The organism is Demequina subtropica (assembly GCF_000971235.1).
Taxonomy (GTDB): Bacteria; Actinomycetota; Actinomycetes; order Actinomycetales; family Demequinaceae; genus Demequina; species Demequina subtropica.
This window is the reverse complement of sequence record NZ_BBMB01000011.1, coordinates 286,946-307,428: the sequence shown is the minus strand read 5'-3', so window position 1 is coordinate 307,428 and position 20,483 is coordinate 286,946. Positions and strand designations below refer to the sequence as shown.

Annotated in this window: 17 protein-coding genes and 1 tRNA gene; 10 read left to right on the top strand and 8 right to left on the bottom strand. The window is 70.3% G+C overall.

All coding sequences use genetic code 11. The annotated features are described in order from the left end of the window. The first annotated feature begins 23 nt into the window (after window positions 1–23). A tRNA-Ser gene (locus tag AOM06_RS11095) sits at window positions 24–114 on the top strand. 91 nt (window positions 115–205) lie between these two features. Here the strand turns inward: AOM06_RS11095 and AOM06_RS11090 are convergent. Further along, window positions 206–1,504 carry a hypothetical protein gene (locus AOM06_RS11090; RefSeq protein ID WP_062305904.1) on the bottom strand — a complete coding sequence of 433 codons (1,299 nt, stop codon included), beginning with the start codon at window positions 1,502–1,504 and terminating at the stop codon, window positions 206–208. Window positions 1,505–1,747: 243 nt separating this feature from the next. Here AOM06_RS11090 and AOM06_RS11085 point away from each other — a divergent pair, with 243 nt between their 5' ends. From AOM06_RS11085 to AOM06_RS11055, 7 genes are all read left to right on the top strand, one after another. Then, window positions 1,748–2,356, top strand: coding sequence for a TetR-like C-terminal domain-containing protein (locus AOM06_RS11085; protein WP_062305903.1), 609 nt, complete (start codon window positions 1,748–1,750; stop codon window positions 2,354–2,356). A 1-nt stretch (window position 2,357) separates the two neighbouring features. Further along, window positions 2,358–3,815, top strand: coding sequence for an MFS transporter (locus AOM06_RS11080; protein WP_062305901.1), 1,458 nt, complete (start codon window positions 2,358–2,360; stop codon window positions 3,813–3,815). After that, window positions 3,812–5,026, top strand: coding sequence for a M20 metallopeptidase family protein (locus AOM06_RS11075; RefSeq protein WP_062305899.1), 1,215 nt, complete (start codon window positions 3,812–3,814; stop codon window positions 5,024–5,026). The genes AOM06_RS11080 and AOM06_RS11075 overlap by 4 nt, the downstream gene beginning before the upstream one ends. Before the next feature lie 82 nt (window positions 5,027–5,108). After that, window positions 5,109–6,161: a DUF998 domain-containing protein gene (locus AOM06_RS11070; RefSeq protein WP_062305897.1), complete on the top strand. Its 1,053-nt coding sequence runs from the start codon at window positions 5,109–5,111 to the stop codon at window positions 6,159–6,161. A 61-nt stretch (window positions 6,162–6,222) separates the two neighbouring features. After that, window positions 6,223–7,308 (top strand): FUSC family protein, encoded by a 1,086-nt coding sequence (locus AOM06_RS11065; protein ID WP_062305895.1) that lies wholly within the window; start codon window positions 6,223–6,225, stop codon window positions 7,306–7,308. Between the two features lie 90 nt (window positions 7,309–7,398). Further along, a complete protein-coding gene (locus AOM06_RS11060; RefSeq protein ID WP_062305892.1) occupies window positions 7,399–9,711 on the top strand; it encodes a hypothetical protein in 2,313 nt (770 codons plus the stop codon). 74 nt (window positions 9,712–9,785) lie between these two features. Further along, the gene (locus AOM06_RS11055) at window positions 9,786–10,145 is read left to right on the top strand and encodes a DUF2200 domain-containing protein (protein WP_062305889.1); all 360 of its coding nucleotides are present in this window, start codon (window positions 9,786–9,788) and stop codon (window positions 10,143–10,145) included. A gap of 13 nt (window positions 10,146–10,158) precedes the next feature. On the opposite strand, the gene AOM06_RS11050 is transcribed toward AOM06_RS11055, so the two are convergent. Further along, on the bottom strand, window positions 10,159–10,731 hold the full coding sequence (locus tag AOM06_RS11050) for a hypothetical protein (RefSeq protein ID WP_062305887.1): 573 nt from the start codon (window positions 10,729–10,731) through the stop codon (window positions 10,159–10,161). Window positions 10,732–10,814: 83 nt separating this feature from the next. Continuing rightward, a complete protein-coding gene (locus AOM06_RS11045; RefSeq protein WP_062305884.1) occupies window positions 10,815–11,384 on the bottom strand; it encodes an NADPH-dependent FMN reductase in 570 nt (189 codons plus the stop codon). Between the two features lie 150 nt (window positions 11,385–11,534). Here AOM06_RS11045 and AOM06_RS11040 point away from each other — a divergent pair, with 150 nt between their 5' ends. Together AOM06_RS11040 and AOM06_RS11035 are read left to right on the top strand one after the other, a co-directional pair. Continuing rightward, on the top strand, window positions 11,535–13,475 hold the full coding sequence (locus tag AOM06_RS11040) for a glycoside hydrolase family 127 protein (protein ID WP_062305882.1): 1,941 nt from the start codon (window positions 11,535–11,537) through the stop codon (window positions 13,473–13,475). 29 nt (window positions 13,476–13,504) lie between these two features. After that, window positions 13,505–14,497, top strand: coding sequence for a LacI family DNA-binding transcriptional regulator (locus tag AOM06_RS11035; protein ID WP_062306059.1), 993 nt, complete (start codon window positions 13,505–13,507; stop codon window positions 14,495–14,497). A gap of 183 nt (window positions 14,498–14,680) precedes the next feature. On the opposite strand, the gene AOM06_RS11030 is transcribed toward AOM06_RS11035, so the two are convergent. From AOM06_RS11030 to AOM06_RS11010, 5 genes are all read right to left on the bottom strand, one after another. Then, the gene (locus AOM06_RS11030; RefSeq protein WP_062305880.1) at window positions 14,681–15,391 is read right to left on the bottom strand and encodes a YesL family protein; all 711 of its coding nucleotides are present in this window, start codon (window positions 15,389–15,391) and stop codon (window positions 14,681–14,683) included. Window positions 15,392–15,399: 8 nt separating this feature from the next. Beyond that, the gene (locus tag AOM06_RS11025) at window positions 15,400–16,761 is read right to left on the bottom strand and encodes an arabinan endo-1,5-alpha-L-arabinosidase (protein WP_062305877.1); all 1,362 of its coding nucleotides are present in this window, start codon (window positions 16,759–16,761) and stop codon (window positions 15,400–15,402) included. 1 nt (window position 16,762) lies between these two features. Further along, window positions 16,763–17,710 carry a carbohydrate ABC transporter permease gene (locus AOM06_RS11020; protein WP_228372934.1) on the bottom strand — a complete coding sequence of 316 codons (948 nt, stop codon included), beginning with the start codon at window positions 17,708–17,710 and terminating at the stop codon, window positions 16,763–16,765. A gap of 18 nt (window positions 17,711–17,728) precedes the next feature. Further along, window positions 17,729–18,685, bottom strand: coding sequence for a carbohydrate ABC transporter permease (locus AOM06_RS11015; protein ID WP_082105509.1), 957 nt, complete (start codon window positions 18,683–18,685; stop codon window positions 17,729–17,731). A 71-nt stretch (window positions 18,686–18,756) separates the two neighbouring features. Next, on the bottom strand, window positions 18,757–20,166 hold the full coding sequence (locus AOM06_RS11010) for an ABC transporter substrate-binding protein (RefSeq protein ID WP_062305874.1): 1,410 nt from the start codon (window positions 20,164–20,166) through the stop codon (window positions 18,757–18,759). Window positions 20,167–20,483 lie beyond the last annotated feature (317 nt).

Here is a 20,483-nt window from a genome sequence, read left to right as displayed (position 1 = left end):
CACGTTCCTGTAATCTCTTTCGCGGTGACGTGTCCGAGCGGCCGAAGGTGCAGCACTCGAAATGCTGTGTACGGTAACCCCGTACCGTGGGTTCAAATCCCACCGTCACCGCCATTGAGGAAGCCCTCCCCGAGAGTCTCGGGGAGGGCTTCTCTCGTTGTCGGGGGACGATGCGAAGGGTCGCCAGAGCGCGCAGCGACCGCCCCTACTTCCCCTTGCGCAGTCCCGTGAGCTGCTTCATGAGGTCGAACCAGAACGGCCCGCCGAGCGCCGTCGCGAGGCCCGTGAGCATGACGCCGACGATCTGTCCGAGCAGGTTCATCTGGCGCGGTTGGGTGGAGTCCCCGGCCTCCACCTTCGCCGCGACCTCCGCGTGATCCTGCGCGCCGTTCCACGCATCGCCGAACAGCGTGAAGTAGTCGGCATCGCCCGGCACGATCACGCCGGCCTCCGAGAACACGCGGAACTGCTGCACCGCGCACCCGACCTCCGCGTACGGATCGCTGGTGCCGTCGTCGCCGGACTCGGAGTCCGCGGCCGCCGAGCTTGTCGCGTCCTCCTCGATGCAGGCCGGGAACTCCCCCGCGCTCACGCCGTCCGCAGCGGTGACCGCCGCCTGGCGGAACGCGGCATTGTCGTTGAGCCCGCCGGCGATCGCGATCGCGTTGACGTTGAACAGGATCGCGATCACCACGCCGATCGCCCCGAGCGCCCACTTGGTGTTCCGCTTGTAGGTGTTGCTGAGGACCTCCATCTGGCCGTCGAACCAGGTCTCCGCTGCGGCGAGCAGCTTGTCGGTGTCGTGGGCCACCGCAGCGCCGGTGGTCGCGAGGAAGGCCCCGAGCGGCGCGAGCAGCTTCTGGTCCGGCTGCTGATACTCCTTGGCGAGATCCATCACGCGCGCCTCGAGCCCGTCGCCCTTACGCGCCTGCGCGAGCTCGAGCAGCGCGTTCGCGAACACCTTGCCGGGGATCTGGGAGACCTTCGACGGGTTGCCCAGCTCGACGTAGTCGAGACCCCCGATCGCCCCCGTCCGCGCGAGCGTGCTGAGGCGCCCCTGTGCCACCGCGGCACGCGAATCGTCCTCCGCCTTCTGCTCGTCTGACCTCTTGTCACGGCGCGCGACGACCTTCTCCTCCCACGCGATCAGGCCCGCCTCGATCTTCGCGGCCCGCCCTCGAGGCCCGGCGGGCTTCGCACCGGCGGCGCCGTGGGCCTCCTGCACCGGTGGGGCACCAGCCTCGGCGTCCGGGGCCGACGTGAGCTCGACAGCCGGGTTCTCATGGGTGGGCCTGACAGACCGGAAGCACAGCCCCTTCCACAGGAAACGGACCCCTAGCCGATGGTCCGTGCCCGAGAGCAGCTCGTCGAGCCTCGCCCACAGCGCCTTGGAACGGACGTTGAAGGAGCGGGTGATGATCTCGTTCACCGCCGACGCCGCCGCAGCGGCTATCGCGAAGACGAGGACGAGGCCGATGGCGATCTCGAGGACGACGCTGTCCATACGGCACCTCCGGGTGCTGCCGCACGACGCCGAGCGCGAGCGACGCCCCCCCTGTGCGCCCGTCCTCCCGCACGTCGGCGACCATCCACCCCGACGCCGGCGCCACACCCATGGTATTCCCGGCATGTCCGCTTTGTCCGGGATCCGCTCTCGCGCACTGCGAACGCCTCGCCTCGCCAGGGTGTCGCGACTGTTACGCGCGGTTAACAGATACGAAACGGATCGTTCCGTAATGTCGCCACCATGGAAGACCGCGAGCCCGCAGCGACCTCCGGCCGCCCCACGGACGAGGAGCTCAGCCGCCGCATCCTCGACGTCGGCCTCGACCTGCTCCACGAGCACGGCTACGCCGCGCTGCGCGTCGAGCACGTCGCGAAGGCGGCGGGCTGCGGCAAAGCCGCGATCTACCGCCGTCACGCCGACAAGGCCACCCTGGTCGCGGCCATCGTGCTCGCCCACGCCGAGATCGGCGAATGCCCGGACACCGGGTCGGTGCGGGAGGACCTCCTCGAGCATGCGCTCCAGAACCAGCGCAACCAGGAGGGCAAAGGGGTCGCCGCCGGGCGCGCGATGTCCGCGATCCTCGAGCCCGACGTCTTCGCCCTGATCTGGGACTCCCTCTTCCGGGTCCGCCGCCTCCACGGCGAGCGGATCCTCGACCGCGCCATCACCCGCGGCGAGCTCCCCTCCGACGTCGACCCCGACGTCATCCTCGATGCGGTCTCCGGGCTCACCCTGCTCCGGCACGCGATCGAGGGCGTCCGCGTCGAGCCGCGCCAGTACCTGGCGCTCATCGACGCGCTCCTCTCCTCGCCTCCCCGCCTGCTCGGCACGCCCGAAGAAACGGACTGACATGACCGCCTCCCCCGCGACCGGCTCGATGCGACGGCTCTCGCCGCGCGTCGTCGTCGGCTTCCTCCTGCTCTGCGAGCTCGCCTCCGGCTTCGCCCAGGGCTTCTACCCGCCCTTGCTCGGCGAGATCGCCGAGCACATGCGGGTGAGCGATGCCGACATCACCTGGTTCCTCACGGTCCAGACGCTCGGCGCCGCCGTGTGCGTGCCGCTGCTCTCGCGCCTGGGCGACGTCTTCGGCCACCGCCGGATCCTCCGCATCGCCGTCGTCGCGGTCATCGTCGGCGGCCTGCTCACCGCCTTCGCCCCCAACTACGAGACGATGCTGGTCGGCCGCCTCCTCACGGCCCCCGAGGCCGCGTGGCTGCCGCTCGAGATCGCGCTGATCCACAACCGCATCAAGGGCGACACCGCGCGCAGCTCGATCGGCCTGCTGGTGTCCTTCCTCACCGGCGGCCTCATCCTCGGCACGGTCGCGAGCGGCCTGATCGCCGGCGCCCTGCCGTCGCTCACCGCCACGCTGCTCGTCCCCGTCGTGTTCGGCCTCGTCGCCGTCTACGCCGCATTCTTCAAGGTCCCCGAGTCCACCGAGCGCACGAGGGTCCGACTCGACGGCATCGGCTTCGCGGGCATCGGCATCGCGATGATCGCCCTGCTCTTCGGCCTCCACCTGGCCTCCGACGCCGGGTTCGGCGCGCCCTCGACGCTCATCACCCTGGCGGTCGCCGTCGCGATCTTCGCCGCGTGGGTCGCCTGGGAGCGCCGCTCCGACTCCCCCGCGATCGACGTGCGCATGGTCGTCTCGCCCAAGCTGGGACCCGCCTACCTCGCCGCCTTCCTCTTCGGCATGGTGCTCTTCGGCACGCAGACCCCGATCACGACCTTCCTCGCGGCCGACCCGGCCGAGGTCGGCTACGGCTTCGCGGCCGAGCCCGGCACCGTCTCGGCCGTCATGGGCCTGCTGATGATCATGGCCACCGTGGGCGCAGGCGCGTTCGCCCCCCTCGCCCGGAGGATCGGCATGCGCGCCGTCCTGGTCGCGGGTGCCGGCCTCACCGCGGGCGCGTGGGCCTTCCAGATCGCGATGCACTCGGCCATGTGGCACATGTACCTCTTCGCACTGGTTGGCGGCATCGGCATGGGCCTCCTCATGGGCGCGCTGCCCGCACTCATCGCCGAGGCTGCGCCGAGCGACCAGACGGGCATCGCGGCCGGCATCTACAACTCGCTGCGCACGCTCGGCGGCGCCGCGGCGGGCGCGGTGTTCGCGGTGCTGCTCACGGCCTTCACCCCGGTGGGCGACCTCGCTTCCTCGCTGGGCGGCTACGTGGCGATCTGGACGTTCTCCGCCGTCGCCTTCGTGGTCATCGCGATCGCGCTGGGAACGATGCGGATGCCCGACGGCGACACGGTCGCCGCCGAGGCCGACACCCACGAGCTGGAGGGCGCAGCCCGATGACCACCGACAAGTCCACCGAGGCACCCGACTTCGTCGCGGACGCCGCCGCCCTCCTGCCCGACCTGGTCGCCCTGCGCCGCGCGCTGCACGCCGATCCGGAGCTGGGCCTCGACCTGCCGCGCACTCAGGCGAAGGTTCTCGCGGCCCTCGAGGGCCTGCCGCTCGAGGTCACCACGGGCACCGCGACCACCTCGGTGGTCGCGGTGCTCCGCGGCGCCCTTCCCGGCCCCACCGTGCTGCTGCGCGGCGACATGGACGCGCTTCCGCTCGACGAGGCGACCGGGCTGGACTACGCGTCGACCAACGGCGCCATGCACGCGTGCGGTCACGACCTCCACACCGCGGGCCTCGTCGGGGCCGCACGGCTGCTCGCGGCGCACCGTGACCAGCTCGCGGGCTCGGTCGTCTTCATGTTCCAGCCGGGCGAGGAAGGCGACGGCGGCGCCAAGGTCATGATCGACGAGGGGCTCCTCGATGCCGCCGGGCAGAGGCCTGTGGCCGCGTACGCGATCCACGTGGCACCCGGCCCTCGCGGCGTGTTCGGCACCCGCCCGGGGCCGGTCATGGCGGGAGCGGCCACTCTGCGCGTCACCGTGAACGGCCGCGGCGGCCACGGCTCGCAGCCCCAGCACGCCCTCGATCCCGTCCCGGTGGCGGCGGAGACCGTGCTCGCGCTCCAGAGCTTCGTCACGCGAAGCTTCGACGCGTTCGACCCGGTGGTGCTCTCGGTGACCCGCATGAGCACGGGCGAGGGCGCCATCAACGTCATCCCCGAGCAGGTCGAGCTCGCCGCGACGGTCCGCTTCATGTCCGCCGCGTCTCTCGAGACGCTCCGGGAGGGCCTGACCCGCGTGACCGAGGGCGTCGCCACCACGCACGGCCTCACCGCGGACGTCCGCTTCGAGGAGTACTACCCGGCGACGGTGAACGATGCGGGGGAGACCGAGCGCGCCCTCGACACGCTGCGCGCAAGCCTCGGCGAGCATCGCGTCCAGATCCTGCCCACGCCGATCATGGGCTCGGAGGACTTCTCGTTCGTGCTGAACGAGGTCCCTGGGACGTTCCTCATGCTCATGGCCTCGCCTACGGAGATCGACATGCGCACCGCGGAGTTCAACCACTCCCCGCGCGTGCTGTTCGACGATGCGGTGCTGGGCGACCAGGCGGCAGCCCTCGCGACGCTCGCCTTCGCGAGGACCGCTCACCCGTAGCCGTCAGCCCACGCGCATCGTCCCCGCGCACTGTCCGCGTCGACGCAGGTACGCTCCCAATCGAGGGCAGGAGGAGCGCGGGATGAACGATGCAGCCTCGGAGAGGCGGACGGACCTTCGGCTGACGCTGACCGAGCGCGCGAACACCACGCTCGAGCTCACCGCGACCGGGCTCGGCGCGGTCGCGTTCGCGGTGGTCGCCGCGATCGCGCTGCCGGTGTTCGGCCTCGAGGAGGCCTCGATCTCCGGGCCAGGATCGGTGGGCCAGTACGCGGCCATCGCATCGGCCGTGACCGCGACGCTCGCCTTCGCCGCCGGCCGCTACGCGCTGCACCTCGGAGGACGCCCGCGGATCCGCGGCGCGCTCGACATCGTCGACATCGCGGCGCTCGCCCTTGCTCACGGCGTCATCGCGCTGCTCAGCTGGACGCTCGTGGCCGTGGTCCTCGCCGGCGGCTTCGTGGGTGCGACGCTCTACACGCTGCCGATCCTCGCGCTCAGCGGCGCCGCGGCCGCTGTCACCGCATACGCGGCGTTCCTCTCGGCGGCGCACATGAACCCCGAGCTGCTCGCGGTGGTGCTCGCCGTCTTCCTGGTCGAGGGCATCCTCGCGAGCACGCTCACGGCATCGGACCCCGACTGGTGGATGCAGAACCTCAGCACGCTGGGCATCTCGCACGACCTCTCGGCGATGGCCTTCAACCTCACCCTCATCGTCGCCGGGTTCCTGGTGACGGTGCTCGCGAGGGTCGCGACCCGCGACGTCCCCACCGCGACCGCAGACGGCGTGAGGCGAGTCCGCATCGCGCTCATCGTCATCGGCATCTTCCTCGGGCTCGTGGGCGTCTTCCACGTCGACACGCACTTCTGGATCCACACCGCGGTCGCGAGCGGCATGGCCGTCACGTTCGCCGTCCTCACCATCCGCCTGCGCGCGTGGGTGCCCGGCATCTCGCGCGCGTTCCTCCCCATCGGGTGGGCCTTCGTCGCCGTGATCTTCGTGCTCGCGGTCTTCTTCGCCACGGGCTACTACTCGCTCACCGCAGTCGAGCTGGTTGCGGGCGTGCTGGTCTTCACCTGGATCATCCTGTTCCAGCGCAACGTGGGCGCGCTGCACGCCGACACCGCCGCGTAGACGCTCGGCGGGCGGCGCCTCGCGCATCCGTGGCACCCTGGCAAGGGAGCCGGGGAGAGCCATGGCGGACGATGCGCGCACACCTCGCAGGCGCGGGCGCGCCTGGGCGGGCGGCGCGGGACGGGCGGTCGCCAGCCTCGGCGCGATCGAGCCGTTCCCCGATCCGCGCTGGCAGATCGCCCTCCAGGCCGCCATCGCGACCGCCGCGCCCGTGGCGGTCGGCGTCGCGGTGGGCCATGCCGACCTCGGGCTGATCGCCTCGACCGGGGGCTTCACCACGCTGTACGCCTCGTGGCGTTCCCCCATCGACCGCGTGCGGCTCCTGCCGTTCGTCGCCGCGGTGCTGACGCTCAGCGCGGCGCTTGGCACACTGACGGGCCCCTCCCCCGTCGCCGCGAGCATCGGCCTCATGCTGGTCGCCGTCGGCGTCGCCGCGATCGGCTACGGCTACTCGCTCGGGCCGCCAGGCCCGCTGTTCCCCATGCTCGCGTACGGCCTCGCGGCGCATGTGAGCGAGCTCGAGGACGGCGCGCGCATCCAGGAGCCCGGGGTGGTGATCGGCGCGATCGGAGCGGGCGCGGCCTTCGCATGGCTGGTGGCCGCCGGACGCCTGCTGATGCCGCAGCATCGGCGCATGGCCGCGACACCCCTGCGCGTCCTGCTTCCCGGGCCCACGTGGGACACGGCGGCACGCGAGCTGCTGCTCCGCGCGAGCATCGTCGCCGTGGTCGGCACCACCGTGAGCTACCTGGTCGTCGACCCGGGACGCGCGTACTGGACCGTGGGCGCGGGGCTCGCCGTGGTCGGCGCGCGGCCGGGACGCGGCCGCGCGGCCCAACGCGGGGTCCACCGCATCGTCGGCACCATCGCGGGCGCCGCGCTGTACGTCGCGGCGGCCACGCTCACGTCGCCACCGCCATGGGTCCTCGTGCTGATCATCGGCGCGCTCCAGTTCGCCGCGCAGATGCTGGTGGTGCGCAACTACGCGCTCGCGCTGACCTTCATCACCCCCACCGTGCTCATCATCGTCGGCGCCGCCCGCGGCGACGATCCCCTGCTCGCCGTGGTGTGGGAGCGCGTGCTCGACACGATCGTGGGCGGCATCCTCGGCGCGCTCACCGGGCTGGTGCATGGGCGGAAGCGGTGACGCGCGCGAATTCCCTGCGGTACCAGCATTGACGCACGCCCAGGCATTCCCGACAATCGAGGCACGTGCCGGCGCGTCGAGAGGGGAACCATGCGCCCGATCGCCATGCTCCTCGCCCTCGCCGCCGCGCTGCTCGCGCCCGTCGTCGGCGCGCCCGCCTCGGCCGCGGCCGAGGACGGCGCGGACGCCTCGGCGCAGTGCCAGGTGATCGCGGCGCTCGGGAACGATGCCGCAGCGGTGGAGACCGCGATCCAGCTGTTCTCCGTGGACGTGGCCGACCCAGAGGCGCTCGCGCCCGTGCTTGAGTGCGTCTTGGGCGAGGCTGCGTCTCCCGAGACGCTCGTCGCGACGGTCTGCGTGGTTGCCGACGGATACGTGCAGACGGGCCGCGACGGGGACGCACGCGCGCTGATCGAGAGCGTGCGTGCAAGCTCCGACGACGGCGAGGCGTGCACGGCAGAGTACGAGGCGACGAGTGCTCATGCCACTCCGCGACAGTTCTCGAAAATGTGGGACACGTTCGTCAGCAGCCTGTTGGTACCCGCCGGGCACGTCGGGCTCGCGATCCTCAGCATCATGCTCGGGATGGTGGTGTTGGCGCGACTGCTCGTACTGTTCCCACGGCTGCGGGACCGTCCATCCCTGCTCGCCAGACCCACGATCCTTTGGTGGTCAGGCCTCACAGTCGCAGTGATCACAGCAATAGCGTTCGTCGGCTCTGGCACGTGGGTGATGCGCAATGGCGGCCCTGTGACCGCCGACTTCCTCACGATTAGCGCGCTCGAGACCTCGAGCCGCGCGGACCTCGTTGATGCGGTACTCGCACAGCCCGTCGCATGGTGGTTGCTCTTCGTGGTCCTCGCAGCGCTAGCTGTCGGCCTGATGGCGAAGGGGCTCGCGTGCCATCTCGGCATCGTGATCGACGTCTCCAAGCCGGAGCCGGGCGGGGAACTCGACCAGACACGGATTCTTGAGGCGATGCAGGGCCTTCTTGGCACTCCGCACCGCAGGGCAGTCGACATCCCATCGGGCACGATCGTGGCCGCCGCCACAGAGGCCGTGGCGGACCTCTCGGAGAATCGCCAGATCGCGGCGGCGCAACGCGCACTCGCTGCACTGTTCGGACAGACACCGTGGCGACTATCCGTCGACCGTGTCACGTCGACGACCGCTTCGATCACCATCGCCCGAAACGGGACCGTGGTGTTGTCTCGCACCATGGACGTCGACAACGACCACATGATCAAGGCGGCCGATCGGGTCTCGACGGCGGGGCGGCTCGCCGCCCTGGTCGCAGCCGAACTACTCGCGACAATCGTGAGCCGCTACGGGCGGGATCTCCAGCCTGTGCTCCACGGCGCGTCGAATGCCGAGTCGATCGTCCTCCATTGGCTTGCAGCCACCCACTACGACGACGACCCCACCACCGACCGCACGGCTCGTACGATGCTCGAACACGCGATCGATATCGACGCCCTCAACGTGTCGGCGCGCGCGGCGCTCGACAACACCAAGTATCGCGAGCTCTTCGACGGCCCATCGCACCACCACGACGACTACCTCACCAAGGTGCTCGAGATGCTCGACCACGAGAAGAAGCACACGCGCGCGATCTACGTGATGTGGCCGGCATTGCTGATCTTCCGCAGGCAGAAGCGATGGAGCGGAATGGGGATCTCGCTGCGTCTGATGTCGTTGCGTCGGATCCGAGGGGACGCGGCGATGATCCGGCTGCTTCACGCCGCCCACAATGCACGAACCAATCTCAACGCAGGCGAGTCCGGCGACATCACACCGGCGATGCAGACGCGTCTCGACCGCGGGCTGCAGTATCGCAACCTCCTCGCGAACTCGCTGCTGCCGAGGCCATGGCCTCTTGCGTGGGGCTTCGGCCCGAGGAACCCTGAGGACAGGCGTAGCAATGCCGTGCGATACCGACTCATCATCCTCATCGCCACCTTCCGCGAAACAGTGCCCGGAGAAGTCAGTGGGTACTCGCGGAAGCCCCCTCACTCGCTCACTCTCGTCGAGAAATGGAAGTGGCGCATGGCGACGGATCGCAAAGGTGACGACACGAGCGTCAAGCGCAGGGCACGCGAAGATGCAGTGTTCGACCGAGAGGGCCCTTTCACACGCGATCCCTACGTCGCCTACTCGCTGCTCTGCCATCGCGCAGCCCAGGGCTGGTACCACGAGAGCGCCGATCTCGAGGACATCCAGAAACTGCTGAAGGCTGCGATGCGCGACGCCGAGAACAGACGATGGTCCGCTTCCGATCCCGAGCTTGCCAGCCTGAAGGAGGCACTTCCGGACCTCGTGCCCGCAGAGATTCGCGCCGCCGAGCGTCGCGAGGAGGAGGCCCTTGCGAACGCGCGCAGCACGCCGAGCGCGGACGAGCAGTGACTGGAACGCCGCAAAGGCTCTTGGCGCACCCCCGCCGCGTGTAGCCGCCGCACGGCACCGTCTACCCTGACCCCATGCCCCGCCACAAGATCTTCGACATGAGCTTCGCGCGCATCTACCCCGAGTACGTGAAGAAGGTCGAGCGCAAGGGCCACACCGTCGAGGAGCTCCACACGGTGCTGACCTGGCTCACCGGCTACAGCGAGGAGACCCTCGCGGAGGCGGTCGCCGACGAGCGCACGGTCGAGCAGTTCTTCGCGAGCGCACCCGCGATGAACGCCCACGCGGACCTCATCACGGGCGTGATCTGCGGCGTCCGCGTCGAGGAGATCGAGGACCCGCTCATGCAGCAGATCCGCTGGATGGACAAGCTGGTGGACGAGGTCGCGCGCGGCAAGCGCATTACCTCGATCCTGCGCGCCCCGAAGGCCTGATCGGGACCGTCGGCTACTCGCCGGCCGGTCCGAGCCCCAGCGCGGCCCACCCCGCGACCGCGATCACCACCGCCCCCACCACGGCGATCACCACCACCGCGCGCGAGCCGCGCATCGCCTCGACCACCTTGGGCACCGCATCGTCCACCGTCAGGCCCTCCGCCGCAAGCATGCGCGCGGTGCGCGCGGCCCTGCGCAGACGACCGCGGGTCTCGAGTGCGCCCAGGAACGCCGCGATCACCAGCAGCGCGACGCCGAGCGCGAGCATCAGGAGCACCACGGTGCCGAGCATGCGCTCGCTCCAGGTCCCGTTGAGCTCCACGCCCTTGCGGACCTGTCGCGGGGCGTCCGCGAGCCCGACCACGTCGATGAGCTGCCAGATCCCGAACCACGCGGCACCGATCGCGAGCACCGCGACGATCCCGGCGACCACTGTGAACGCCGTGCTGTGCTCGCCAGGTTCGGGCTCGGCCACACCGTCCGGTTCAGGCTCGGGCGACGGCTCGGGCGACGGCTCGGGCACCTGCGCGGCCTCGAACGCGCCCGTGCGATCAGGCTCGTCGGCGGAGTCGAGGGGTGCGGTCATGACGGCCTCCCGGTGCGACCTGGAGTGCGGGACAGGACCACAGCAGGATCACACGATCCTCGCGGCGATGCCATGGCGAGGCATCACCTCTGCGCGCGCACCTCGCGCATCGCGCCCGCCCACAGCTCCAGGTCCTCGAGCATCGTGGCGAGACCGTGCTCGTGATGCTCGTTCGGCGTCGCGGTGTAGCCGTCGAAGTCCGCGCGGTTGGACAGCGTGGTCTGCGGGCGCACGTGCGCGATCCCCACGGCGCTCAGCACGCCGCGCAGGTGCTCGGCGGATCGCAGACCCTCGCCGTTGCCGTACGAGACGATCGCGGCGGCCTTGTCGAGCCACTCGGCCCAGAGGTAGTCGATCGCGTTCTTGAGGGCCCCGGGGAGCCCGTGGTTGTACTCCGGGCACACGAATACGAACCCGTCGTAGCGCGCGATCACCGCCGCCCAGATCCGCGTGTGCGCGTGCGTGTAGTCGCCGGTCGACGCGGCGGCGGGCTCATCGAGGAGCGGCAGCGGGTGGTCGCGCAGGTCGATCAGCTCGTAGGTCGCGCCGCGATGCTCGGCCTGGTCGAGCACCCAGCCGGCCACCGATTCGCCGCGCCGGCGCGGACGCGTGGAGCCGAGGATGACGCCGATGCGGAGGTTCGAGGTGTCCATCCGCGCATCGTCTCCCGCCGCGCACGCCTGCACAACCCGTGCAGCCAGCGCTTCGTCCGAGACGTCCCGTGTGCGATCGCGCCTCGCAGGGTAGTCTTTACATCGTTGCAAAGACGTCCCCGACGCCGCGCTCAAGGAGGAGCCTTGTCAATGGTCCGCACGCATGACGTCTGTGCCCCCGCCACGCCCTCGGCCGTGGCCGCGCATGACCTCACGCCGCTGCCGCTCGCCGCCGTGACGCTCGCCCCCGAGCACGAGCTCGGCGCCTGGCAGCACCTCAACCGCGAGCAGACCCTCCCCCACGTGATCGCGCGGCTCGAGTCGACGGGGGTCCTCGACAACCTGCGCCGCCTTACGGGGGCCTCCGACGCGCCGTTCCGCGGCCCGCACTTCGCGGACTCCGACCTCTACAAGACGCTCGAGGCGATCGCGTGGGAGTCCGCGCGCATCCCCGCCGAGCTGCCATGGGAGCCCTGGTCCCGCGACGCCGCCGCGCTGCTCGCCGCCGCGCAGGCCGACGACGGCTACCTCGACTCGCACGTCCAGGGCATGGAAGGCGAGCCCTGGACGGACATGCGCTGGGGACACGAGCTCTACCTGCTGGGCCACCTGATCCAGGCGGCCGTCGCCCGCGAGCGCGCGACGGGAGCGTCCGACCTCATGCGCGTCGCACGACGCTTCGCGGACCTGGCCGTGGCCACGTTCGGCCCGGCCTGCACCCGCGAGGACGGCTACTGCGGCCACCCCGAGGTCGAGACGGCCCTGGTCGAGCTGTACCGCCACACGGGCGAGCGCGCCTACCTCGACACCGCTCTCGCGATGCTCGACCGCCGCGGCGCGGGCGCGCTCGGGAGCGCGCCCCTCGAGCCCTCGTACTTCCAGGACCACGCGCCCGTGCGGGAGGCGCGCGAGGCGACCGGGCACGCCGTGCGCCAGCTCTACCTCGCCGCCGGGATGGCCGATGCCGCGGCCGAGGTCGACGATCCGGGCCTCCGCGAGGCGCTCGCCGCGCTGTGGCGCTCGGCGCATGGCACCAAGGAGTACGTGACCGGCGGCATGGGCTCGCGCCACCGCGACGAGTCCTTCGGCGAGCCCTACGAGCTGCCGCCGGACCGCGCGTACGCCGAGACCTGCGCCGCCATCGCCTCCTTCCAGTGGAACTGGCGCATGCTGCTCGCGACGGGCGACGGACGCCACGCCGACGCGATGGAGCGGGCGCTCCACAACGCGATCGCGGCCGGGATCGGCGTCGACGGGAGGACGTTCTTCTACTCGAACCCGCTCCAGGTGCGCACGGGTCACGACGGCGCGGGCGAGAACACCGCATCGTCCCGGCGCGACTGGTACGGCTGCGCGTGCTGCCCGCCGAACCTCGCACGCCTGGTCTCCTCGCTGGGCGCGTACGTCGCCACGGGCACGGAGCGCCGCGCGCGCCTCCACCTGTACGGGGCGGGGACGGTGCGCATCGGCGCGACCACGCTGAGCCTCGCGACCGCGTACCCCTGGGACGGGCGCATCGAGATCGACGTCGACGGCCCCCTCGAGGAGCTCGCGCTGCGGATCCCCGGGTGGTGCATCGGCGCGATGCTCGACGTGGACGGCGCGGAGAGGGAGGCGCGCGGCGGTGCCGACGGGTACGCGCGGGTGAGGCTCGCGCCCGGGACCCATCGCCTGGTGCTCGTGCTCCCCATGCCCGTCGACGTGCTCGACCCGCACCCGCGGGTGGACGCCGTCCGCGGCACCGCCGCGCTGCGCCGCGGGCCCGTGGTCTTCTGCCTCGAGCAGGCCGACCTGCCGCCCGGCGTCGCGCTCGAGGACATCCGGCTGGACCTGGCCGTCGCGCCGCGCGTGGGACCGGGCGTCGCATCGCTGCGTGCCGGCGCGACGGTGCTCGCCGAGGGCATCGTCCGCGGGACCGACGGACTGCCGCCGCTCACGGCGCTGCCCCGGTCCTCGCGCGCGACGGCCGCTTCTGGCATGCTTCCGGGAAGGATCGCCCTGCGCGCCATCCCGTACGCCCGCTGGGCGAACCGCGCGGGCGGCGCGATGCGGGTGTGGATCCCCGTCGACGAGGAGGTCTCGACCACGTGAGCGGCTCGGGTGTGCGTGGCACGGTGACGATGCACGACGTGGCCGCGGCGGCCGGTGTGTCGGTCAAGACCGTGTCGAACGTGGTCAACGACTATCCGCATATCCGTCCGGCGACGCGCGAGAAGGTCCAGAAGGCCATCGACGAGCTCGGCTACCGGATGAACCTGTCGGCGCGCAGCCTGCGCCAGGGCCGCACCGGCATCATCGGCCTCGCGCTCCCCGAGCTCTCGCTGCCGTACTTCGCCGAGCTCGCGGACTCCGTGATCCGCGCGGCGGAGGCCCGCGGCGTGGTGGTGCTCATCGAGCAGACCGGCGCGGACCGTCAGCACGAGCTCGACGTGCTCACGTCGGACCGCCGCCAGCTCACGGACGGGCTGATCTTCTCCCCCCTCGAGCTGGGACCCGACGACGCCGATGCGCTCAAGGTCGACTACCCGCTCGTGGTGCTGGGCGAGCGCATCTTCGGCGGCGACTGGGACCACGTCACCATGAACAACGTCGACGCGGCGCGCGCGGCGACGCAGCACCTCATCGACCAGGGCCGCCGGCGCATCGCCGTCATCGGCGCGCACGCCGGGGAGACGATGGGCTCCGCGGCGCTGCGCGTGCTGGGCTATCAGGCGGCGCTGGCCGCGAACGGCATCCCGCTCGACCCCGCGCTCATCGTCGAGGGTGGCCTGTGGCACCGCGCCACGGGTGCGGACTGCGTCGCGAGGCTCGTCGAGTCGGGCGTGGAGTTCGACGCGATCTTCGGCCTCAACGATGCGCTCGCGCTCGGCGCGCTCCACGCGCTCCACGCACGCGGCATCGACGTGCCGGACCCGGTCGCCGTGATCGGCTTCGACGACATCGAGGACGCGGCGTACACGTCCCCCACGCTCTCGTCGATCTCCCCCGGGCGCGAGCAGATCGCGCAGGAGGCCGTCGACCTGCTGCTCGCGCGCATCGCCGGCGGCGGCGATCCCTACCGCCGCGTGATCGCGGACTTCACCGTGGTGCCGCGGGAGTCGACCGGGGTCTGAGCCGCCGCCTTCGCCTTCCACCGAAGTGGTAGGTGGTGGTCGGTCTCGCGAGGTTCTCACCTCGCAGTGGTGGCTGGTTGTCGCGCGGGGCGGCGTGCCGACAATGGCGCACCACTGCGGTGTCCAGATCGCAGAGATCCGACACTCACCTACCACTTCCGGAGGGCGCGGGCGATACGCGCCTCAGGCCACCGCACCTCGCGCGTCGACCTTGTCGAGCCAGCGGTCCACGATGAGCCCGGTGAGCAGCAACGGCACGGAGAGGCCGATGAGCAGCATGACCGGGATGAACTTGATGCCGATCACCGTGAGCGCGATCACCGTGATCGCGCAGCCGAGCGCGGTCAGGGGCGAGAGCAGGGGCGCGACCGCGACGAAGCGCAGCGTCCGCACCGCGGGGTCCTCGTAGCGACGCAGCACATGCGGCGCGTACCCGAGGCAGGCGACGGCGTAGGCCCCGAGCGCGATGACGGCACCTGACAGGATGGTCGTCACCATGTCGCCGCCGTATGCGAGCAGCACCAGCAGCTCGTACCACGCGAGCGCGATCACCCCCATGAACGGGGCGGTGACGATCGCGGCGCGCGGCAGCTCCGCGCGGTAGGCGCGCCAGAAGTCGCCCCACAGCGCATCGGACGGGTCGCCGTCGACGATGCGCCGGAGCAGTCCAGCTCCCGCGACGGTCGCGGGCCCCAGGCCCACGATGACGAGGCCGAGCACCGTTCCCGCGATCATCATCAGCTGGATGGCGACCAGGTGCGCGACCACGCGCATCCACACCATGAGCCGGCCGGTCCAGCCGGGCACCTCGCTGATGTCCGCGGGCGAGCCCTCGAGCCGCATGCGCGCCTTGTCGCGCTCGCGCCGCCTGTCGTCGGGATTACGTTCCGCCACGACAGCCATCATCCCACCCGAGTACCGACCAGCACCGTGCCCTGGGGCCCACGCGCGGCGAAGGACAGCGTCGCGCGATCGCGCACCGCATCCCACGCGGGGAACACCACCGCATCCACCGGCGCCTCCCCGTCGCGCGTGAAGCGTCCCGCGCCGCGCGCGACGAGGCCCGCGAGCTCGGTCTCGCCCACGCTGACGCGCCGCGACCCCACGACCTCCTGGGTGGGACCCGCATAGTCCACGATCTCCCACTCGCCGGCGAGCACCGCGACGTCCGAGGGCCAGCCGGCCTCGTCATCGTCCTCGCGCTCGCCAGCCCAGGTCTGGACGGACACGAGCGGCCACCCGCCGTGGGTCCACACCAGGCGACGCACCTGGACCTCGTGCTGACGCGGGGTCTCGTCGAAGCGCGTGTGGTGGACCAGCAGCTGATGGGTCGGCTCGGTCAGCACGGCCGCGTGGCCGGGCGCGAGGATCCCGCGCGCGGCGCCCTCGAGCCGGTGGCTCGCGAGCACCGTGAGGCCCACGGCCTCGGGGTCGGCGTCGAGGTCGGTCATCTCGTGGCCCGCCGGGTCCACATACGGTCCGTAGAGGTCATCGGAGACCGCCACCCGCACGTGGTACGTGCTCACCAGGGAGTCGTAGGACACGATCAGCGCCCAGCCCCCGCCGGGGCGAGGCACGATGTACGGCCCCTCGATCGCGGTGTCGACGGACTTGGGACGCCGCGCGATGAGCGTCCCGAAGGACGATGCGGGAGCGCCGTGTTGTCCGGGTGCCGGGGCGGGAGCGTCGAGGGCGAAGCCCGTCGCCGGGTCGATCTCGAAGATGTGCAGGCCGCCGAAGAACGAGCCGTACACCAGGTGGTTCCGGTCGCCGTCGATGACGAGCTGCGCGTCGATGGCGTTGTGACCGTCGCGATCGTGCTCGGTCGCGACGACGATCCCGCGGTCCTCCCACGGTCCGCTCGGGTGCGGCGCGACGGCGAGCCCGATCGCGGAGGTCCGCGACCCGAACGAGGACGCGGAGTAGTACATGCGCCACTCCACACCGCCGGCGGTCTCGACGCGGACCACGTCGGGGGCCCAGAGGCCCTCGGCGCCCGCGTGCTCGCGGGCCGGGCCCGGGACGCCGTCGAGCGCGCAGCCCACGAACTCCCAGGTCACCAGGTCGGTCGAGCGGCGGATCTGGGCACCGGCCGCACGGAGCGGGCCGTCCGCATCGGCATCGGTCGAGAAGAGCCAGTACACGCCGTCGTCGTCGCGCACGGCGGTCGGGTCGTGGGAGTTGCGGGCGCCCCACGTGGACGGTTCGGGCCGTGAAAGGCCCGCGGCCCCGGCGTCTGCCGGGGCCGCGTGCTCGTTGCTCATGTCAGGTCTTCGATCCGGTCAGGGCGATCGACTCGATGATCTGACGCTGGAAGATCAGGAAGACGATGAGGATCGGGATGACGGAGATGACCGACGCCGCCATGATGAGCGGGTAGTCGCGCTGCGTCGCGTACTGGACGTTCATGTTCGCGATGACCACCTGCAGGGTCTGCTTCTCGGGCGAGTTCAGGTAGATGATCGGCGCGAGGTAGTCGTTCCACACCGCCATGAACCACAGGATGAACTGCGCGGCGATCGCGGGGCGCATGAGCGGGAACATCATGGTCCAGAAGATCTTGAGGTAGCTCGCACCATCGATCTTCGCGGCCTCGACCAGCGAGTCCGGCACGTTGTGCAGGTACTGGCGGAGGAAGAAGATCATGATGACGTTGCCCAGGATCACCGGGATGATCAGCGGCAGCAGGGTGTCGACCCAGCCGATCTTCGAGAACATCACGAACTGCGGGATCATCAGCGTCGGGAACGGCACCATCATGCCGGACAGCAGCATGAGGAAGATCGCGTTCTTGCCCGGCAGGCGGAGCTTCGCGAGGGCGAAGGCCGCGAGCGAGGAGAACAGCGTGCCGACGATGGTCACGGAGAGCGCGACGATCAGCGAGTTCTTGATGCCGGAGAGGACGTACGTGTCGTCGAAGACGCGGGCGTAGGTGTCCCACACGAAGGGGTCGGGGATCCACTCCGGAGGGAGCGAGTAGACGCCTTCCTTGGTCTTGAGCGAGGTCGAGACCATCCACACGAGCGGGGCGGCCATGATGATCGCGCCGAACGACAGGATGATGGTGAGGACCAGGTTGACCGCGGGGCTCTCCTGGGTCGCGGCCTTGCGCTTGAGGATGCCGCGCTGCTGTGGAAGCCGGCGGCCGCTGTCCGCGGCGGTGTCGGCGATCGCGCTCGAGGCGGAGCGCGCGGTGTTCTGGTTGAGGCTCATCGCAGTATCTCCTTCGCCTCAGTCGATCGAGAAGTCGTTGGCACGGTTGATGCGGAACTGGATCACCGTGACGATGAGGACCAGGATTCCCAGCACCAGCGCCATCGCGGTCGCATAGCCCATCTGGAGGTTCCGGAACGCCTGGTTCCAGACGTACCAGACCAGGGAGGCCGTGCTCCACTCGGGTCCGCCCGTCGGGGTCATGATGTTGATCTCGGTGAAGATCATGGAGCCCGCGATGATGTTGGTCACCACGAGGAAGAACGTGACGGGCTGCACCATCGGCCACGTGATCTTGGTGAAGCGCTTCCAGCTGGAGGCGCCGTCAAGGGCGGCGGCCTCGTACAGCGAGCGCGGGACCGCCTGGACGGCGGCGAGGTAGAGCAGCGTGGAGTAGCCGAGGCCCTTCCACACGGCCATGATGATCAGCGCGGGCTTGGCCCAGTCCTTGTCCATGAGCCAGTTCGGGCCCTCGATGCCGATGAGGCCCAGCGCCTGGTTCACCAGGCCGAAGTCGCCGTTGTAGGCCCACTGCCAGAGGATGGCGACCGCGGCGAGCGACGAGATGACCGGGATGTAGTACACGGTTCGGAAGAAGGTGCGGCCACGGATCTTGCGGCTCAGCGCGAGCGCGAGCGCGAGCGAGAGGGCGAGGCCGATCGGGATGCCGATCATGTAGAAGACCGTGTTCCACAGGGCCTTCCAGAAGTACTGGTCCTGCAGCAGCCTCGTGTAGTTGTCGAGACCGATGAAGGTCATGTTGCCGATGCCGTTCCAGTTGGTCAGCGAGGCGTAGACCGAGAATCCGAGCGGGAAGAGCAGGAAGGCGATCCACCCGATCACGGGCGGGGCCATGAAGGCCGCCGCCCAGGCGTGCTCCCTCCGGTGAAGCTTGTTGTTGGCCTTCCGGGACGCCTTCGCGTCCTCCTTGGTCCACACGGTGGTGGACTCGGCGGGGGGAGCCGTTGTCGCCATGATCTGTCCTTACTTCATCGCGAGGGTGGGGGCCGGCGCCGGAGCGCCGGCCCCTCCCTACGTTCCTGCTATCAGCCGTTGGCCTTCGCCTGGTCGGCGCTGATCCACGACTGGTCGAGCAGCTGCTGCATCTGAGGCTGGACCTCCGCGAGGAAGTCCGCAGCGCTCTGGTCACCGGTGTCGACGACTCGGGTGATGTTGACCCAGAAGTTGTCGTACCACTCCGGGGTGTAGGTCCACACGCCGGGCAGCGGGCGGCCCTTCTCCTCGGCGATCTCGAGGAACGCCTTGGTGTTGGCGGGCCAGCCGGCGGCTGGCGCGTCGGTCTCGATCCACTCGCCGGTCGCGTAGTCGATCAGGTTCGGGATCTGGACCTTGTTCTCCGCGAGGATCTTCTGCGCGTCGAGGTCGGTCGACAGGTAGGTCGCGAGCTGGGCCGCGAGCTCCTTGTTCTTCGAGTTCTCCGACACCGCGATGCCGAGCGAGCCGAGCCAGGTCGACCAGTCGTCACCCTCGTTGGCGACGGGGTAGGGGATCACGTCGTAGCCGAACTTGTCGGGGTTCTCCTCCGCGACCGAGTTGTACGTCGCGATGTCCCACGGGGCGACCGGGAAGAAGCCGATCTCGCCGGCCATCCAGCGCTGGTACGTGTCGAGCGTCTGCGCCTGCTCGGCCGACGGGGTCACGCCCTCGACGAGGCCCAGGTCGGCGAACCACTGCAGCGCCTCGGCGAACTCCGGGGTGTCGACCGTGACGGTCTTCTGGTCCTCGGAGATCCAGTCCGCGCCGGCGCCCCAGATGAAGGCCTGCGAGTTCCAGACCACGTTGAGGCCGGTGCCCCAGGTCTCGTAGTCGAGCTTGTCGGACTGCGTGAGCTCCTGGCAGAGCGCCACGAACTCGTCGAAGGTCAGCGGCTCGTCCGCCGACGGGTGCTCGAGGCCGAGCGCGTCGAAGAGGACGGTGTTGTAGCCGAAGCCGAACGGGCCGACGTCCTTGGGAAGGCCGTACAGCGGGTCGGCCGAGTCGCCGCGCGCACCGGTCTCGGTGTTGAAGCGGTAGGCGTCGGTGCCGAAGGACCAGATGTTGTCGATGGTCTCCTGCGGCACGTACTCGGTGAGGTCCGCGAGGACGTCCGCGTAGACGTAGCCCATCATCTTGCCGGGCTCGATGTAGAAGACGTCCGGGACCTTGTTGCCGGCGATGGCCGCCTGCAGCTTGGTCGCGTACTGGTCCGCGTCGGTGATGATCATCGTCACCGAGGCGCCCGTCTCCTCCTCGAACTTCTCGATGGCGGCCTCGTACGCGATCTTGTCGTACTCGCCACCACGGAACATGAACGTGAGCTCGTTGGGGGCGTCGCCACCCGCGGTGTCGGGCTCGGGGCTACCCGAGGTGTCGCCACCGGTGCCGCCGCTGCACGCCGCGAGGGTGAGCGCACCCACCATGGTCGCGGTGATGGCGGCTGTCCTGAACTTACGCATTGCCTGCCTCCCTGATCATCGTTGATGAGTGAGGTCTTGTGTCCGGATCCCACGATGCCCTGATGAGGCGATCGTCGCATCCTGGTCGTCGTTGACCCCAGGCTCTGGAACCGACCCTTTGTCGGCGCCTTTACAACGATGGAACAATGACACGGGAAACGGCGCTCGGTCAAGTCGGTCAGGTTACGATTCCGAAACACGTTGGCTCGGAGCGGATCTGCCAGGGATGACGCAGGCAAATGAGCACGTACGGCGCGCTTTCCGCCCCCGTATGGGCCGTTTGTCGAGCCGCGTGGGACCTTCGCACCGGTACCCTC

What these genes read in the sequence shown, in the direction of transcription:
- AOM06_RS11090 (WP_062305904.1), bottom strand. Translation starts at nt 1,504, where the DNA reads ATGGACAGCGTCGTCCTCGAGATCGCCATCGGCCTCGTCCTCGTCTTC.
- AOM06_RS11085 (WP_062305903.1), top strand. Translation starts at nt 1,748, where the DNA reads ATGGAAGACCGCGAGCCCGCAGCGACCTCCGGCCGCCCCACGGACGAG.
- AOM06_RS11080 (WP_062305901.1), top strand. Translation starts at nt 2,358, where the DNA reads ATGACCGCCTCCCCCGCGACCGGCTCGATGCGACGGCTCTCGCCGCGC.
- AOM06_RS11075 (WP_062305899.1), top strand. Translation starts at nt 3,812, where the DNA reads ATGACCACCGACAAGTCCACCGAGGCACCCGACTTCGTCGCGGACGCC.
- AOM06_RS11070 (WP_062305897.1), top strand. Translation starts at nt 5,109, where the DNA reads ATGAACGATGCAGCCTCGGAGAGGCGGACGGACCTTCGGCTGACGCTG.
- AOM06_RS11065 (WP_062305895.1), top strand. Translation starts at nt 6,223, where the DNA reads ATGGCGGACGATGCGCGCACACCTCGCAGGCGCGGGCGCGCCTGGGCG.
- AOM06_RS11060 (WP_062305892.1), top strand. Translation starts at nt 7,399, where the DNA reads ATGCGCCCGATCGCCATGCTCCTCGCCCTCGCCGCCGCGCTGCTCGCG.
- AOM06_RS11055 (WP_062305889.1), top strand. Translation starts at nt 9,786, where the DNA reads ATGCCCCGCCACAAGATCTTCGACATGAGCTTCGCGCGCATCTACCCC.
- AOM06_RS11050 (WP_062305887.1), bottom strand. Translation starts at nt 10,731, where the DNA reads ATGACCGCACCCCTCGACTCCGCCGACGAGCCTGATCGCACGGGCGCG.
- AOM06_RS11045 (WP_062305884.1), bottom strand. Translation starts at nt 11,384, where the DNA reads ATGGACACCTCGAACCTCCGCATCGGCGTCATCCTCGGCTCCACGCGT.
- AOM06_RS11040 (WP_062305882.1), top strand. Translation starts at nt 11,535, where the DNA reads ATGGTCCGCACGCATGACGTCTGTGCCCCCGCCACGCCCTCGGCCGTG.
- AOM06_RS11035 (WP_062306059.1), top strand. Translation starts at nt 13,505, where the DNA reads ATGCACGACGTGGCCGCGGCGGCCGGTGTGTCGGTCAAGACCGTGTCG.
- AOM06_RS11025 (WP_062305877.1), bottom strand. Translation starts at nt 16,761, where the DNA reads ATGAGCAACGAGCACGCGGCCCCGGCAGACGCCGGGGCCGCGGGCCTT.
- AOM06_RS11020 (WP_228372934.1), bottom strand. Translation starts at nt 17,710, where the DNA reads ATGAGCCTCAACCAGAACACCGCGCGCTCCGCCTCGAGCGCGATCGCC.
- AOM06_RS11015 (WP_082105509.1), bottom strand. Translation starts at nt 18,685, where the DNA reads ATGGCGACAACGGCTCCCCCCGCCGAGTCCACCACCGTGTGGACCAAG.
- AOM06_RS11010 (WP_062305874.1), bottom strand. Translation starts at nt 20,166, where the DNA reads ATGCGTAAGTTCAGGACAGCCGCCATCACCGCGACCATGGTGGGTGCG.